We start from the raw sequence: 16898 nt of genomic DNA, 5'->3' as shown, positions 1-16898 counted from the left end.
TATCGTTAGTTTGAAATATCGTAGGAAGTAAAATGCGTGATCTCACTTGATTGCCATTTTACAGTAAAACTGTTTGTTACGAGCAGGCGCAACGGAGAATTGCAATGTCACTGTATAACCCATCACTAGAGAAAGATAACTGTGGTTTCGGTCTTATCGCCCATATTGAAGGTGAAACCAGCCATAAACTTGTTCGAACCGCGATATCCGCCCTCGATCGCATGACCCACCGAGGAGGTATCGCCGCCGATGGTAAAACTGGCGATGGCTGTGGCTTATTAATCAAAAAACCCGATAATTTTTATCGTATTATTGCCGCAGAAAAACAGTGGAATTTATCACGCGAATTTGCGGTAGGGATGATTTTTCTTAGCCAAGATCCGGTACTAGCACAACAAGCTCGCGAAATTATCAATCAAGAGTTAATCACTGAAACCTTGTCGATTGCAGGCTGGCGTGAAGTGCCGATTAACCCAAGTGTGCTTGGCCCTATCGCACAACAATCTCTGCCAACCATTGAGCAAGTATTTATTAATGCTCCTGCTGGCTGGAAGCCACGTGATATTGAACGCCGACTTTATATTGCTCGACGTCGTATTGAAAAACGCATTACGGCTGATAAAGATTTCTATATTTGCAGCCTTTCAACTCAAGTCACTGTTTACAAAGGGTTATTTATGCCCGCCGATCTGCCTAAATTTTATCAAGATTTAGGTGATATTCGTTTAGAGTCATCGATCTGTTTATTTCACCAACGTTTTTCAACTAACACTCAGCCACGGTGGCCATTAGCACAACCTTTCCGTTATTTAGCCCACAATGGTGAAATTAATACCATTACCGGCAACCGCCAATGGGCACGAGCACGTGCCTATAAATTTAGCTCGCCACTGTTACCAGATTTAAAAACAGCCGCACCGTTTGTTAATGAAACCGGTTCTGATTCATCTAGCCTTGATAATATGCTGGAACTATTTTTAGCTGGCGGCATGGACTTATTCCGCGCCATGAGAATGTTAGTGCCACCCGCATGGCAAAATCACCCCGATATGGATCCAGCACTGCGCGCCTTCTATGATTTTAACTCCAAGCACATGGAACCTTGGGATGGCCCAGCTGGCATTGTGATGTCAGACGGTCGCTATGCGGCATGTAACCTTGATCGTAATGGCTTACGCCCAGCACGTTATGTGATCACCAAAGATAAACTGATCACTATCGCCTCTGAAGTCGGCATTTGGGATTACACTCCCGATGAAGTAGCAGAAAAAGGCCGCGTTGGTCCCGGTGAACTGTTAGTTATTGACACTAAGTTTGCTAAAATCTGGCACTCACAAGATATCGATAACGAACTCATGAGTCGCCATCCCTATAAACAATGGATGGACACCCATGTCCAACATTTAACCCCATTTGAAGAGTTAGATGATGACCACATTGGTCAACGTAGCTTGGATGATAATCAGTTAAATACCTATCACAAACAATTTAACGTCAGCCGCGAAGAACTCGATCAAGTGCTACGAGTGGTAGGTGAAAATGGCCAAGAAGCGACCGGATCTATGGGTGATGATGCGCCAATGGCAGTATTATCATCACAGCAGCGACCAATCACTGATTACTTTCGGCAAATGTTTGCACAAGTTACCAATCCACCTATCGATCCTTTACGTGAAAAACATGTAATGTCACTTGCCAGCTGTATTGGTCGTGAAATTAATGTGTTCTGCGAAACCGATAGTCATGCTCAGCGAGTGGCATTTAAGTCGCCAGTATTACTCCATTCCGACTTTAAACAATTACTCGATCTTGATCAGCAATACTACGCCAGCAACCAGCTTGATATTAATTTTGATCCTCAACATACCGATCTTGAGCAAGCGATTGTAAGTTTGTGCGATAAAGCTCAACAACGCGTTGAACAAGGCGCGGTACTGATCGTGTTATCTGATCGCACAATTAGCCCTGACACGTTACCGATTCCAGCAGCAATGGCTGTCGGTGCAGTGCAGCGTCGCTTGGTTGATAACAATTTGCGTTGTGATACCAATATTGTGGTAGAGACAGCCACAGCACGCGATCCGCATCAATTTGCGGTGTTATTAGGCTTTGGTGCGACCGCGGTTTACCCTTACCTTGCTTATGAATCACTAGCAAAAATGATTGATACTAAGGTAATTGATAAGTCATACCGCGACGTAATGACCAATTATCGTAATGGTATCGATAAAGGCCTGTTTAAGATCATGTCAAAAATGGGCATCTCAACTATCTCTTCTTATCGTTGTTCAATGCTATTTGAAGCGGTTGGCTTGGGCGATGACATTATTGAATTGTGCTTTAAAGGTGTCGCAAGTCGCATTTCAGGCGCCGACTTTAGTGACATTCAACAAGATTTACATAATCTTGCTCGAAAGGCGTGGCTAAAGCGCAAACCGATTGATCACGGTGGTTTACTAAAATATGTTCACGGCGGCGAATTCCACGCCTATAACCCTGATGTAGTTTCAACATTACAAAAAGCGGTAAAATCTGGCGACTATCAAGATTATCTCGCCTTTGCAGACCAAGTAAACCATCGCCCAGTAGCAGCTATTCGTGATTTATTAGCCTTAACACATACCAACAGTTCGATTGCGCTTGAGGAGGTTGAAGCGGCAACTGAGTTGTATAAGCGTTTTGACTCAGCTGCAATGTCAATTGGTGCCCTGAGCCCGGAAGCCCACGAAGCATTAGCGATTGCGATGAACCGTTTAGGCGGTTGTTCTAACTCTGGTGAAGGTGGCGAAGATCCACGCCGTTTTGGTAATGAACGTAATTCTCGCATTAAGCAAGTGGCTTCTGGCCGCTTTGGGGTCACACCGCATTACTTAGTCAATGCCGATGTGATTCAAATTAAAGTCGCTCAAGGTGCAAAACCCGGTGAAGGTGGTCAGCTTCCCGGCCATAAAGTCACCACTGAAATTGCCAAGTTACGTTTTGCCGTACCAGGGGTGACATTAATTTCACCGCCACCGCATCACGATATTTATTCGATTGAAGATCTGGCGCAGCTGATCTTCGATCTCAAACAAGTCAATCCCAAAGCGTTAGTATCAGTCAAACTGGTGTCTGAACCTGGGGTCGGCACTATCGCGACCGGTGTTGCCAAAGCTTATGCCGATTTAATCACCATTTCAGGTTATGACGGTGGTACTGGTGCAAGCCCGCTGACATCGGTCAAATATGCCGGTAGCCCGTGGGAGCTTGGATTAGCTGAAACTCAACAAGCATTGGTTACCAATGGTCTGCGCCACAAGATCCGTCTGCAAGTTGATGGCGGCTTAAAAACGGGGCTTGATGTGGTTAAGGCAACCATTTTAGGTGCCGAAAGCTTTGGTTTTGGTACTGCACCTATGGTCGCCCTTGGGTGTAAGTATCTGCGTATTTGTCACCTCAACAACTGTGCCACAGGAGTTGCGACTCAAGATGAAAAACTGCGTCGTGATTTCTTTAAAGGATTACCAGAACAAGTAATGAACTACTTTATTGGTGTCGGTGAAGAAGTACGGCAATTATTAGCCCAACTTGGGGTTAAACAGTTAACCGATTTAATTGGTCGCACAGATCTATTACAACAACTTGATGGCTTTACCGCCAAACAGTCAAAACTTGATTTAAGTCCATTACTGGTGGCGCCAACACCGCAAGCAGGTAAAACCTTGTATTGCAGTGAAGCCAACACCCCCTTTGATGACGCGCAATTAAGCCAACAACTGTTAGAGCAAACGTTAAGTGCCATCGAAAACCGCAGTGGTGGAGAGTATCACTTCCCTATTTGCAATACCGACCGTTCAATTGGTGCCCGTTTATCCGGTGAAATAGCTAACCGTTACGGTAACCAAGGCATGGCATCAACACCGATCACGCTGCACTTTATCGGTACTGCCGGACAATCATTTGGGGTCTGGAATGCAGGCGGACTTAATCTTAATCTAACCGGTGATGCTAACGACTACGTTGGTAAAGGTATGACCGGCGGTGTTATTTCAATTCGTCCACCGCAAGGTTCAGCATTTAAATCTAGTGATGCAACGATCATCGGTAACACCTGTTTGTATGGTGCGACAGGCGGCAAACTGTTTGCTGCAGGTAAAGCGGGTGAGCGTTTTGCGGTACGTAATTCAGGCACAATTGCTGTCGTAGAAGGTGCTGGCGACAACGCCTGTGAGTATATGACTGGCGGTATCGTGGCTATTTTAGGTAAAACAGGGGTTAACTTTGGTGCCGGCATGACAGGTGGTTTTGCTTATATTCTTGATCAAGATGGTGATTTTGCTGGTCGTGTAAATCCAGAATTAATTGAAGCTATCTCTCTCGATAACTTAAAAATCCACCAAGAACACTTACGTGGCTTGATTGACCGCCACTGGCAAGAAACAGCGTCAGCACATGCAAATGATATTCTGACCCACTTTGAGCAATGGATTCCAAAATTCTATCTTGCCAAACCAAAATCAGCAGATATCAATACTCTGCTAGGTCATCAAAGTCGTTCAGAATCTGAACTGCGTCTTCAGGCACAATAAGGAAGGGATAACCAATGAGCCAGAATGTTTACCAATTTATTGATGTCGAACGTATCGACCCACCTAAAAAAGCAATCCAAATTCGTAAAATCGAGTTTATAGAAATCTATGAGCCGTTTACCGAGCAACAAGCAGCTGCACAGGCTGATCGTTGCCTCGATTGTGGTAACCCTTATTGTGAATGGAAATGCCCAGTACATAACTACATTCCACAATGGCTAAAACTTGCCAATGAAGGCCGTATTATTGAAGCGGTTGAGTTATCACACCAAACCAACACCCTGCCAGAAGTGTGTGGTCGTGTATGTCCGCAAGATCGTTTATGTGAAGGAGCCTGTACTCTTAATGACGATTTTGGTGCTGTCACTATTGGTAATGTTGAAAAATACATTACCGATAAAGCATTTGAAATGGGCTGGAAGCCTGACATGTCCAATGTCGAATTAACCGATAAAAAAGTCGCCATCATTGGCGCTGGCCCTGCTGGACTTTCTTGTGCTGATGTTCTGGTTCGTAATGGCGTAAAACCGGTAGTGTTTGACCGCTACCCTGAAATTGGTGGTCTACTCACATTTGGTATTCCGTCATTTAAATTAGAAAAAGACATTATGGTCAATCGCCGCCGTGTCTTTACTGAAATGGGGGTTGAGTTCCACCTCAATACTGAAGTGGGTAAAGATATCAGTATTGAAACGCTACTGGCTGATTATGATGCGGTTTTCTTAGGGGTCGGCACCTACAAAAACATGCGCGCAGGGCTGGAAAATGAAAATGCCACCGGTGTGTATGATGCACTGCCATTTTTAATTTCTAACACTTACCGAGTGATGGAATTGGAGCAGCAGCAACCGTTTATCGATATGAACAATAAACATGTAGTTGTACTTGGTGGTGGTGATACCGCCATGGACTGTGTCCGTACCTCAATTCGTCAAGGGGCAACAACCGTTACTTGTGCTTACCGCCGTGATGAAGCCAATATGCCAGGTTCAAAACGCGAAGTGAAAAATGCCCGTGAAGAAGGAGTTAGCTTTGCTTTTAATCTACAACCATTAGCAATTGCGGTTGATGATAACGGTAATGTGATTGGCGTTGATGTAGTGAAGACCGCATTAGGCGCAGCAGATGCGGCGGGGCGTCGTCGTCCAGAACCCGTTGCTGGTACTGAACATCGACTCGCAGCAGATGCGGTGATCATGGCGTTTGGTTTTCAGCCTCATGCAATGCCTTGGCTGGCACCTTATGATGTTGAACTCGATCAATGGGGACGTATTAGAGCCACAGACACTGAGTTTGCATTTCAAACCACCAACCCTAAAATCTTTGCTGGCGGTGACGCGGTACGCGGTTCTGATCTCGTCGTTACAGCCATTGATGAAGGCCGCAAAGCCGCTGATGGTATCCTTGATTATTTAGACCTATAAAACACTTTCGTCATCACCGTTCATAATCAACACAGCAGTTGCAGTTTGCATCTGCTGTGTATTTACAACGATTAATACTGTTGACACGAGAGTTTTGGAATAATGATTATCGCTCATGCTACAATCTTGATCATATCAGCACTATTCGTGCCCTCATCAACAAGAGATACCATTCATGAAAATCGGCATTATTGGCGCGATGGAACAAGAAGTTGCCATCCTTAAAGATCAACTGACTGACTGCGAAACACATAACAAAGCAGGGTGTACTATCTATACCGGTAAACTAAACGGTGCAGACGTTGCTTTACTACAATCAGGTATTGGTAAAGTATCTGCAGCGGTAGGTACTGCGGTTTTACTTGAATCTTTTCAGCCTGATGTAGTGATTAACACCGGCTCTGCGGGCGGTTTTGAGTCAAGTCTAAACGTTGGTGATGTGGTTATTTCTACCGAAGTACGTTACCACGATGCTGACGTAACGGCATTTGGTTACGAAATTGGTCAAATGGCACAGCAACCAGCAGCATTCCTTTCTGACGAAAAATTAATGTCTGTTGCCGAGCAAGCACTTGCAGCATTGCCACAACCACCACATGCGGTACGTGGTTTGATTTGTACTGGCGATGCATTTGTATGTTCAGCAGAAAAACAAAACTTTATTCGTACTCATTTCCCAACCGTCGTTGCAGTTGAAATGGAAGCTGCGGCGATTGCTCAAGCTTGTCACCAATTTAAAGTGCCATTTGTGGTTGTACGCGCAATTTCTGATGTTGCCGACAAAGAATCACCAATGAGCTTTGATGAGTTCCTACCACTTGCAGCACAAAGCTCTTCTGTAATGGTTGCTAAAATGGTTGAATTGTTAAACTAATAACATCAATGAGATGATAACTACTGATGACAACTTCGGCATTTATCGCCTCATTGACAACCAATAGCTCCCTACTTGCTTTGTGGGGAGCATTATTATTACATTGGTTATTGCCGATTCCACACCAGCTCCACCCTTTACGTATTTGGCAGCGGTTAGCATTACTGATTGCCACTCGCGTCAACCATCCTCATGAAAGCTACTCACAACGTCTATTAGCAGGCTATTTAGCATGGGCCTTAATGTGGTTAACAGCCTTGGTATTGTTAATTGCTATCAATGAATTAGTTTGGTATTCAACCCTCTTTCAATTGACACTGTTATGGCTTGCCCTTGATTGGCATCATACCGCCGATCTTAGCCGTCAATTTAATCATGCCTATAATCGCCACGATAAAAACCACTGTCGCCAATTGCTCGCGCCCCATATTAATCGTAATACAGCTGTACTTTCACTGCTGGGTTTAGGGAAAGCGGGTGCTGAAACCATTATTTTAAGCTACGGTCGACATGTGGTTGGAGTGTTATTTTGGTATGCTATTGGCGGCGGTATTGGGGCGATTTTATATCGATTAGCCATCAGTCTTGCGCGCGCATGGTCACCAACACGGGCGCAATATGCCGTGTTTGGATACCCTGCGATTCGCATTGCTGCCATCGTTGATATCGTTCCATTACGGCTGTTGGCGTTATTGATCAGTGTCGGTCATAATAGCCGCGCTGTTATACAGGGCTTACGTCAGCAAGGTGAGTATTGGCATTTACCCGGTCCAGGTTGGCTTTTAGTTGCCATAGGACACAAACTGGCGTTATCACTGGGCGGCCCTGCAATTTATAATAATATAAAAATGCAACGGCCACGCCTGGGGGGGAGAATCGCTCCTGCTGCGTTACATCTTTCACAAATCCAGCAACTTATCACACAACGACTGTATGCGTGGATTATCGTTGAAAGCTTATTATTATATTTTTTCGGTGGAGTTTTATAGTGCGGTTATTGGCTTTATTTATACTGGTGATCTGTGCCAGTTTTTCAACTACCGCAGCCACTCTCGCGCAACAAACGCAACGTATTATCAGTTTATCTCCCCATACTACTGAAATGGCTTATGCGGCTGGTTTAGGTGATAAACTTATTGCAGCAAGTGCTTATAGTGATTACCCACCAGCGGCAAAAAAACTGGAGCGGGTTGCCAATTATCGTGGCCTTAAAATGGAGCGGATCTTAGCCTTAAAACCCGATTTGATTTTAGCCTGGCAAGGTGGCAACCCCAGCCGTGAACTTGCTCGTTTACAACAATTGGGGATTAAGATCATTTACTCAAACCCAAAAACATTGGCAGATATACCAAAAACATTAGTACAACTAAGCCAATATGCAGCTTCGCCACAAATCGCACTTCAAGCGGCGGCGGCATTTAACCACCAATTACAGCAACTAAAAATAGCCAATCATAATAAATCTAAAGTGCGTTATTTTTATCAATTAGGCTCAACCCCATTAATGACGGTCACCGACAGTGGCTGGCCAAGTCAAATCTTTAGTTTTTGTGGTGGCGAAAACATTTTTGCTAATAGTCGTGTCGCCTACCCTCAGGTTAATCAAGAGCAGGTCATCGTTGGTCAACCTCAAGTGCTCTTTAGTCCGCAACCAATAACAACGACGCTGCAATTATGGGCTCCATGGCAACAGCAATTAGCCGCGATTAAGCAACATCATATTTATCAATTAAACGCCAATTGGTTAAACCGACCCACACCACGAACATTATTGGCGATTAAACAAGTCTGCGCGTTACTCAATCAAGTACGAGACGATCACTAATCACATTATTGTTATAATCCCTGTGAATAACTTCACAAAGCATTTAATTGCTGTTGTGCGTTGCGAATTAATTCGTACAATCTCAGCCGCTTTACTCAACTTCATTTATTCTTGTAGGTACAGAGATGCTCATTTATTTTCTCGATATGTTTGGCACCGCAATTTTTGCCGCATCGGGTGTGCTCATGGCTGGGCGGTTACGTATGGATCCGTTTGGCGTCGTCGTACTTGCAAGTGTGACAGCCATTGGTGGCGGTACTATTCGAGATATGGCATTAGGGGCAACACCGGTATTTTGGATTCACGATACTAACTATTTATGGGTGATTTTTATTACCTGTATTATCACTATGCTTGCCACTCAACGTCCACGACGAATGCCATGGTATTTTCTGCCCGTTGCTGATGCGATTGGACTCGCCGTATTCGTTGCTATCGGGGTCGAAAAATCGTTACGCTATGGCGCATCACCATTAGTTGCAGTGATTATGGGCGTGATTACAGGTTGTGGTGGCGGCGTTATTCGTGATGTATTAGGTCGCGAAGTACCGATGATCTTTCGCACCGAAGTTTATGCAACAGCATGCATTATTGGTGGTATTGTCCACACGCTAAGTTTAACACTCGGTGTATTACCTTCAATGGCTGCCATTATGGGTATTATCACCACCTTATCGATTCGGTTAGCCGCTATTCGTTGGAACCTTTCACTACCAACTTTTGTACTGCGAAATTAAATAGATAGCCTAAGCGCTTGATAATAAAAAACCGCCATCGCATCACTTTTATGTGCAAGCATGGCGGTTTTTTTATTACCGCTGATTCAACGGTTATTTTTCAATCGCAATTCGACTACGCTGAAATCGACGGTAAATCAGCCAGGTAATTGCAACAACGATCACTGCAACCACCATCCAACATTGAGTTTGATACTTATGGTAAAACGCTAGCATAGGCGCAACTTCATCACGTAAATAAGCTGGAGCAACACCAAAAACAAGTAACCATACTGTCACCGCTAAAAAGTTACCGGTAAAAAACAATTTTGCTGGCATCGCGGCAATACCACACCCGATACACATAAATTGTTTAATCCCTTCAACAAAACGACTGATGATCAGCCCTAACATGCCATAACGATCAATAAAGCCATGTAACTTAGTTAATGTTTTAGGCTTAATCCATTGCTTTCGGGTTAGCACATGTCCAAATTGACGACCTATAAAGTAACCAATGCTATTACCAATAAAGCTCGCGCACCAACCGACCATCAGCACTGCTGGCAATGACATTTTACCCGATGCCGCTAATAAGCTCGCAACCACTAATAATGACTGTCCAGGCGCGGGAATCCCCATGCCTTCAACTGCAATCGCCAGCGCTAAAATATAATAGCCATACTGCTGCAGCAATGGCGTGAGTTCAGTAATAATATGTTGAATCGATTCCATGGCCAGTCTATGTCAGAAAAATGAACATTAATTTGTGATGATAGACTGAATTTAGCAGAGACCCTAACGATCAAAGCTAAAAATTAAGCTTACTGAAATGAACTTATTAAAAAAAGCTGGCTCTCAGTAGATAAGAGTGATGATTTTAAGACGATAACATTATATAAATTTTGTTGTAAAAATGACCATTGTTGCTTGCTGCGACAAATTTATAAAAAACAATCCTGAATATATTGGCTTCAATAGCCGCTTATATTAAAACTCGTTACACTTAATATTATTTATTTTAATACTGTTATGAATGGAAGCTTCTTACCCCGTATGCCAAGAATAAATAAAATACTGATCGGAGTCATCAGTAGTGCAGTGATTGCCTTAATTATGGCGCCTAATATTTATGCAGAGCCGCCAACAAAACATGAGCCGACATATCAACTAGGCCAACATTATCCATTGGTTTTACCCTCAACATCTACTGCGGCAGTAACAACAAAGCCAGCCCCTTATTCTGCATTGGCATGGAAAACCCACACGATCAAAAATGGTGAAAGCTTAGCGGTCGCATTTGATAATGTCGGCTTAGATAGTGTGTTATTACATCAAGTTGTTGCAACCTGTGATAATACTAAAAAGCTAGCCTCGTTACGCCCTGGCGATAATCTCAATTTTGGTTTTGATGATGCTGGTCAGCTTATTGAATTACACCAACCATTAAACAACATTGAAACCTTAGTGGTAAAACGCACGTCTGATGGGAATGATTTTACGGCCTCAATTGATAAGCAACAAATCGAAACCCAAACCAACTATGCTCAAGCAACAATTGATTCTAGTTTTTGGAATGCCGCCGATAAAGCAGGCTTAACCGCGAATCAAATCATGGAAATCGCAGCATTGTTTGGCTGGGATATTGATTTTGCGCTTGATATTCGAGCCGGCGATAAGTTTGAAGTGCTGTTTGAGCAACATTACCTCAACGGAAATGCGATTGATCACGGCGATATTCTTGCTGCGACATTTACCAATATGGGGCAAACTTTTACTGCCGTACGTCATCAAGACGGTAAGTATTATGATAAAAATGGCCAAGCGATGCGTAAGGCATTTTTACGCTCACCGATTAACTTTCGCTATGTGAGTTCAAACTTTAACCCGCGCCGCCTGCATCCAGTAACTAAACAAGTCAAAGCTCACCGTGGTACTGATTATGTTGCTCCTGTCGGTACTCCAATTTGGGCGGCAGGTGATGGAGTGGTGATGCAATCGGGTTATAACAAGTTTAATGGTAACTATGTCTTCATTCGCCATAATGGTCACTATGTGACCAAATACCTTCATATGACCAAGCGCATGGTAAAAAGCGGCCAACGAGTAAAGCAAGGGCAAACCATTGGTACTCTCGGTGGCACAGGGCGCGTAACGGGCCCGCATTTACATTATGAATTCTTAGTCAATGGCAAGCATCAAAATCCGCGTACTGTCGACTTACCTCAAGCGCACTCACTATCAGGAGCGGCGCAAACGGTATTTAAACAACAAGCACAGCAACAACTTGGACAAGTAGCAAGCTACAGTAGTTTATTAGCGCAAAATGCAATTTTACTGCCGCAACACTAATTTTTACTGATATTACCACCAAAAAAAGCCGTCACATTGACGGCTTTTTTAATGGCGGTAATAACTCATCGCGTTAGACGCTAAATGATGCCCCACAACCACAAGTTGTTGTTGCATTTGGATTATTAACAAAGAAACGTGAGCCTTCTAAGCCTTCAGTATAATCAACAACACCACCGATTAAATACTGTAAGCTCATAGGATCAACCACTAACGTTACACCACAGTTTTCAATGGTCATATCACCATCATTGACTTTCTCGTCAAAGGTAAAGCCATATTGAAACCCACTACAACCACCACCAGTAATATACACTCGTAGTTTTAATTCTGGGTTCTCTTCTTCAGCGATTAGCGTTTTTACTTTATTCGCAGCCACATCAGAAAAAGTCAGCGGCAAATTAACATCGCTCATTACAAAACCTCTCAAACACTTCCATTAATTAAAGCTAATTATCTAATACCTGACTATTGTGTTCAAGTATTAGCCGTCTCAACCGGTGCATCATGTGGTGAATCGTGGCCTAATTTTTCTTTTTTAATGGTACGGTGAAGCAATTGGGAGTAAATCGGCTGACCACCAAGCATTTGAGCCATCATGGTTGCGCCTAATGTTGTTACCACTAATGGCAAAATGAGGTGATAGTTATTGGTCATCTCGATAACTAATAAAATACCCGTAATAGGAGCACGCACGGTAGCTGCAAATAATGCTCCCATACCAGCAATAGCAAATAAGCCCGGTGCAATCCCTAAATGAGGATACATTTCAAGTGCCACGGTGCCAAAAAACGTACCAAACAGGGTGCCTAATGCTAACATTGGCGCAAAGATCCCCCCTGGAGCACCCGAGCCAAAACACAATAATGTTGTCACAATCCGCGCAAAAAACAACAGTAACAGCATATTTAAGCTGTAATCACCATTGGTCGCCGGTGGAATAAGAAACACACCGCCGCCAGTTAATTCTGGAAAATACAGTAATAATAGACCGAAACAGCCACCTAGCAATCCACCTGTAACTAAATAGCGAGTACGATTATTATGGTGAATATTGACAAACCAATCGAGAGTAAAAATAATTAAGCGGTTGAAAACAACCCCAAAACCACCAAATAGTACCCCTAATAGCAAGAATAACCACAATGATGTTAATGCCGGAGCATCATATTGTGGCATGGTAATAACCGCACTTTGGCCGGAAATAAACCGAAACACAATCGTCGACATCATTGCCGAAATCATGACACATTTAACCGAAATTAAACTGTACCGAAATTGCGGCCGCATCTCTTCGATAACAAACATAATACCCGCCATTGGGGCATTAAACGCAGCAGCCAAACCGCCAGCAGCACCTGCAGCAAGTAATGAGTGACGACCTTCTTTATCTTTTAAACGGAAAATATCGGAAATCATACGACCAATATTACCGCCCATTTGTACTGTCGGTCCTTCACGGCCTAAAACCATGCCTGAGCCCAACGCGCCTAAACCACCAAAGAACTTCACTGGAATAACCCGCCACCAGCGAACAGGGCGCATTTCATCCATCGCACCTTCAATCTCAGGAATACCAGAGCCCCCCGCTTCAGGGGCAAAACGACACACTAAAAAATAACCGATAAACGCTAAGATACCACTAACAAGGAAGGCGGCTAACCATAATGGCAGCACGCTAGTAATTTCATCGCGTAGCCACACAGTTCGTTGCTCACTAACCCATCGCACACCAATTTCAAATAGCGTACCGACCAAACCGGCAAGAATACCGACGAGAGCAGAAAGAAACAGAACAGATACCGGGGTTTTATCCTGGGTCAAAAAACGCCTAACTAACCCACTCGGTTGAAGATGGAAAGGCATATGAAGACCGCGCGATTTTTCAGTCATTAGAGAGCCGTATTATATAAAGATAACGCCATTACAGCGCAGAAGATAAGGATGGATGAGTATTATAGCCTAATCCAATGTGGTTATGATTTACACTGCTAATGTTGAAAAATAGCTTTGCAACTGTGACTTGTTCCGCAAATTGTAGTCATACCAGTTTAGATTCTGCTTCATTTTAAACCGTAAAATGACTCTCTCTTCCGCGCCACTTTAGGTACAATAAGACAGCTTCACTCCCCACACTTCTCTCGCCTATGCTTGATTAGGACAGAGAATTCTGTGGATTGGATCAACGCCTTACTTTTTTATAGGATTTCATATGAGCAAAACAAGCAAGTCAGCTGATTTATTTGCTAAAGCACAACAAAAAATCCCAGGTGGTGTCAATTCACCTGTGCGTGCCTTTGCCGGCGTTGGTGGTACACCATTATTTATTGAACGTGCCGATGGGGCTTATATCTTTGATGCTGATGGCAATGCCTATATCGATTACGTCGGCTCATGGGGTCCAATGATTTTAGGGCACAACCATGCAGCTATTCGTGATGCTGTTATTGATGCAGCCCAGCAAGGTTTAAGTTTTGGTGCGCCAACAGCGATGGAAATCACCATGGCTGAATTAGTATCAACATTGATGCCTTCAATGGAAATGGTACGCATGGTAAGTTCAGGCACTGAAGCGACCATGAGTGCGATCCGTCTTGCACGAGGTTTCACTGGCCGTGACAAAATTCTTAAATTTGAAGGGTGTTACCATGGCCACGCTGATTGCCTATTAGTAAAAGCAGGCTCTGGTGCATTAACTCTGGGTCAACCAAGCTCTCCAGGTGTTCCTGCTGATTTTGCCAAACATACTTTGACTGCGACCTACAACGATTTGAACTCTGTTCGCGAAGCATTTATGGCTCAACCGGATCAAATCGCGTGTATTATCGTAGAGCCAGTTGCGGGTAATATGAACTGTATTCCACCGCTACCGGGCTTCCTTGAAGGCTTACGTGATATTTGTGATGAATTTGGTGCATTATTAATTCTAGATGAAGTAATGACAGGCTTCCGTGTTTCACAAGGCGGCGCTCAAGGTTATTACAATATCAAGCCTGACATCACAACCTTAGGTAAAATTATTGGTGGTGGCATGCCTGTTGGTGCATTTGGTGGTCGCCGTGAAGTAATGGAATTTGTCGCGCCTACAGGACCTGTATACCAAGCTGGTACATTATCTGGTAACCCTGTCGCTATGGCTGCTGGACATGCATGCTTAACCGTATTAACTGAAGAAGGTAATGAAAAACGCCTTGCAAATACCACTAAACGTTTAGCTGACGGCTTTAAAGCATTAGCTGAAAAACATGGGATTCCATTAGCAGTTAACCAAGTTGGCGCAATGTTTGGCTTCTTCTTTATTGATCAAGATAGTGTGACTTGCTATGAAGATGTGACCAAGTGTGACGTTGAACGCTTCAAGCGTTTCTTTAATTTGATGTTAGATAAAGGTGTTTATCTTGCCCCTTCGGCTTATGAGGCATGCTTTACCTCACTGGCACATAACGATAAAGAAATTAACGCAACGCTAGAAGCGGCTGATTTTGCCTTTGCAACCCTTGCCGCTGAAGCGAAATAGCGCCAATTAAAATAAATAATACAATGTTGTTAAAAACATTATTTTATTAATGCTATGATGCAAAAAAGGTCACTGATTGTGGCCTTTTTTTATGATAGCCGTTTATTATTAGGTTAATCATAAAACCAATAAATAATGCATGCTATATAGTGAATATTTACTGCCAAAAATAGACTGCAAGTCCAGCAACTAGAACTAATACAATTAGCACTAACGGCGGCTTAGGTTTTTTTTTGTCATCACAACCACAATTACAACATCCCATAAGTTATCTCCTCGATAAAGGCTATAATCATCAAACCAACCTTAATGATTATAATGATAATCTTTATCAATTAAAGTGAGAGTGACTGTTAGCGGTCGATTTTAAAAGGATAAATACCGTGTCTAAACCCTTTAAGGTAGAACCACGCCACTGGATGCTGATTGCGGCACTCATTGTCGCAGCTTATGCCAGTTATAAATTAATCGAACCTTATCTTGGCCCGATTGTATTAGCATTTATCATTTCACTGTTATTTGCACCATTACATAAACGGCTACTAGCTAAAATGCCAACACGTGAAAATACTGCTGCGATGCTGTCATGTCTGATTATGACCGTTATTATTGTTATTCCTCTTTTAGTGGTGTTTTCATCAATTGTGCATCAAGGTACAACAGTATCTAAAGAAAGTTATGAGTGGTTAACCAGTGGTGGTCCCAAAGCACTCTTTGCACATCCAGATGCGCAACGGGCGTTGGCGTTTATTGATAAATACTCACCATTCCATGATTTTGATCCACAGGTCATTATTCAAAAAATAGCGACAACAGCATCACAAGTCGGATCTCAAGCATTCAATATCAGCGCTAAAATATTAGGTGATGCAACCAGTATCTTAGTTAATTTTATGATGATGCTATTTGTCTTATTCTTCTTATTACGTGATAACGATAAAATGATCGCGGCCATTCGTCATGTGATCCCACTATCACGCAGCCAAGAAGATGAAATAATGAACGAAGTAGAACAAGTCGCAAAGTCAGCGGTCCTTGGTTCATTTTTAACGGCCGTCGCTCAAGGCGTTGCTGGCGGATTTGCAATGTGGCTCTGTGGTTTTCCTGGCCTATTCTGGGGCTCAATGATGGCTTTCGCATCATTAATTCCTGTCGTCGGCACCGCCTTAATTTGGCTACCAGCCTCGTTGTATTTACTGCTAATTGGTGATTGGCAATGGGCACTGTTCCTTGCTTGTTGGGGGGTAATTGTTGTCGGCTCTATCGATAACATCGTCCGTCCATTACTGATGCAGGGCAGTTCAAGTATGAACACCCTGTTGATCTTCTTTTCAATCATCGGTGGTATTCAGTTATTTGGCCTAATTGGCATGATCTATGGCCCTATCATTTTCGGGGTTACTTTAGTGCTGTTTAAAATGTATGAGGTTGAGTTTCAATCCTTCCTTGAACAACAAGATAATAACTAATCCTCACTAATCACCGTCTAACAGGCCGTTATTATTAGCGATGGTAATAACGGCCAATGAGGATTATTACTGTTCTACAGCCAGTGACTTTCCATCTGTCACTATTTATGGAACAATCCGCGTTCCTGAACCATGATGTCTATTTTGAGGCCA

12 protein-coding genes are annotated in these 16898 nt (G+C 43.3%); 9 read left to right on the top strand and 3 right to left on the bottom strand.

Going from position 1 to position 16898, the window contains the following annotated elements:
- The first annotated feature begins 104 nt into the window (after positions 1 to 104).
- The 6 genes from gltB (at position 105) to PMAL9190_RS14555 (ending at position 9428) form a co-directional block, all read left to right on the top strand.
- On the top strand, positions 105 to 4568 hold the full coding sequence (gene gltB, locus PMAL9190_RS14580; protein ID WP_087845826.1) for a glutamate synthase large subunit: 4464 nt from the start codon (positions 105 to 107) through the stop codon (positions 4566 to 4568).
- 14 nt (positions 4569 to 4582) lie between these two features.
- A complete protein-coding gene (locus PMAL9190_RS14575; protein WP_087845825.1) occupies positions 4583 to 5992 on the top strand; it encodes a glutamate synthase small subunit GltD family protein in 1410 nt (469 codons plus the stop codon).
- 175 nt (positions 5993 to 6167) lie between these two features.
- Positions 6168 to 6866 carry a 5'-methylthioadenosine/S-adenosylhomocysteine nucleosidase gene (mtnN, locus tag PMAL9190_RS14570; protein ID WP_087821557.1) on the top strand — a complete coding sequence of 233 codons (699 nt, stop codon included), beginning with the start codon at positions 6168 to 6170 and terminating at the stop codon, positions 6864 to 6866.
- Between the two features lie 26 nt (positions 6867 to 6892).
- The gene (locus tag PMAL9190_RS14565; RefSeq protein WP_087845824.1) at positions 6893 to 7855 is read left to right on the top strand and encodes a cobalamin biosynthesis family protein; all 963 of its coding nucleotides are present in this window, start codon (positions 6893 to 6895) and stop codon (positions 7853 to 7855) included.
- Positions 7855 to 8691, top strand: coding sequence for a vitamin B12 ABC transporter substrate-binding protein BtuF (btuF, locus tag PMAL9190_RS14560; RefSeq protein ID WP_087845823.1), 837 nt, complete (start codon positions 7855 to 7857; stop codon positions 8689 to 8691). The genes PMAL9190_RS14565 and btuF overlap by 1 nt, the downstream gene beginning before the upstream one ends.
- A 125-nt stretch (positions 8692 to 8816) precedes the next feature.
- Complete coding sequence (locus PMAL9190_RS14555) at positions 8817 to 9428, top strand: TRIC cation channel family protein (RefSeq protein ID WP_087845822.1); 612 nt, start codon at positions 8817 to 8819, stop codon at positions 9426 to 9428.
- 93 nt (positions 9429 to 9521) lie between these two features.
- Here the strand turns inward: PMAL9190_RS14555 and PMAL9190_RS14550 are convergent, their stop codons facing one another.
- Complete coding sequence (locus PMAL9190_RS14550) at positions 9522 to 10142, bottom strand: DedA family protein (RefSeq protein ID WP_087845821.1); 621 nt, start codon at positions 10140 to 10142, stop codon at positions 9522 to 9524.
- Positions 10143 to 10463: 321 nt separating this feature from the next.
- Here PMAL9190_RS14550 and PMAL9190_RS14545 point away from each other — a divergent pair, with 321 nt between their 5' ends.
- Positions 10464 to 11759: a peptidoglycan DD-metalloendopeptidase family protein gene (locus tag PMAL9190_RS14545; protein WP_370738775.1), complete on the top strand. Its 1296-nt coding sequence runs from the start codon at positions 10464 to 10466 to the stop codon at positions 11757 to 11759.
- Between the two features lie 73 nt (positions 11760 to 11832).
- Here the strand turns inward: PMAL9190_RS14545 and erpA are convergent, their stop codons facing one another.
- Positions 11833 to 12174: an iron-sulfur cluster insertion protein ErpA gene (gene erpA, locus PMAL9190_RS14540; RefSeq protein WP_087845819.1), complete on the bottom strand. Its 342-nt coding sequence runs from the start codon at positions 12172 to 12174 to the stop codon at positions 11833 to 11835.
- Between the two features lie 62 nt (positions 12175 to 12236).
- Complete coding sequence (gene clcA / locus PMAL9190_RS14535) at positions 12237 to 13625, bottom strand: H(+)/Cl(-) exchange transporter ClcA (protein ID WP_370738776.1); 1389 nt, start codon at positions 13623 to 13625, stop codon at positions 12237 to 12239.
- 346 nt (positions 13626 to 13971) lie between these two features.
- Between clcA and hemL the strand changes: the two genes are divergently transcribed.
- Entirely contained in the window at positions 13972 to 15276 is a 1305-nt protein-coding gene (gene hemL, locus PMAL9190_RS14530) for a glutamate-1-semialdehyde 2,1-aminomutase (RefSeq protein WP_087845817.1), read from the top strand.
- Positions 15277 to 15659: 383 nt separating this feature from the next.
- Positions 15660 to 16745 (top strand): AI-2E family transporter, encoded by a 1086-nt coding sequence (locus tag PMAL9190_RS14525; RefSeq protein WP_087845816.1) that lies wholly within the window; start codon positions 15660 to 15662, stop codon positions 16743 to 16745.
- Positions 16746 to 16898: the final 153 nt, after the last annotated feature.

Source organism: Photobacterium malacitanum (assembly GCF_900185615.1).
GTDB lineage: Bacteria > Pseudomonadota > Gammaproteobacteria > Enterobacterales > Vibrionaceae > Photobacterium > Photobacterium malacitanum.
This window is presented reverse-complemented; position numbering and strand designations above follow the sequence as displayed.

Excerpts from the sequence above, each read along its gene's own strand:
- gltB (WP_087845826.1), top strand. The coding sequence starts at position 105 with ATGTCACTGTATAACCCATCACTAGAGAAAGATAACTGTGGTTTCGGT.
- PMAL9190_RS14575 (WP_087845825.1), top strand. The coding sequence starts at position 4,583 with ATGAGCCAGAATGTTTACCAATTTATTGATGTCGAACGTATCGACCCA.
- mtnN (WP_087821557.1), top strand. The coding sequence starts at position 6,168 with ATGAAAATCGGCATTATTGGCGCGATGGAACAAGAAGTTGCCATCCTT.
- PMAL9190_RS14565 (WP_087845824.1), top strand. The coding sequence starts at position 6,893 with ATGACAACTTCGGCATTTATCGCCTCATTGACAACCAATAGCTCCCTA.
- PMAL9190_RS14555 (WP_087845822.1), top strand. The coding sequence starts at position 8,817 with ATGCTCATTTATTTTCTCGATATGTTTGGCACCGCAATTTTTGCCGCA.
- PMAL9190_RS14550 (WP_087845821.1), bottom strand. The coding sequence starts at position 10,142 with ATGGAATCGATTCAACATATTATTACTGAACTCACGCCATTGCTGCAG.
- PMAL9190_RS14545 (WP_370738775.1), top strand. The coding sequence starts at position 10,464 with ATGCCAAGAATAAATAAAATACTGATCGGAGTCATCAGTAGTGCAGTG.
- erpA (WP_087845819.1), bottom strand. The coding sequence starts at position 12,174 with ATGAGCGATGTTAATTTGCCGCTGACTTTTTCTGATGTGGCTGCGAAT.
- clcA (WP_370738776.1), bottom strand. The coding sequence starts at position 13,625 with ATGCCTTTCCATCTTCAACCGAGTGGGTTAGTTAGGCGTTTTTTGACC.
- hemL (WP_087845817.1), top strand. The coding sequence starts at position 13,972 with ATGAGCAAAACAAGCAAGTCAGCTGATTTATTTGCTAAAGCACAACAA.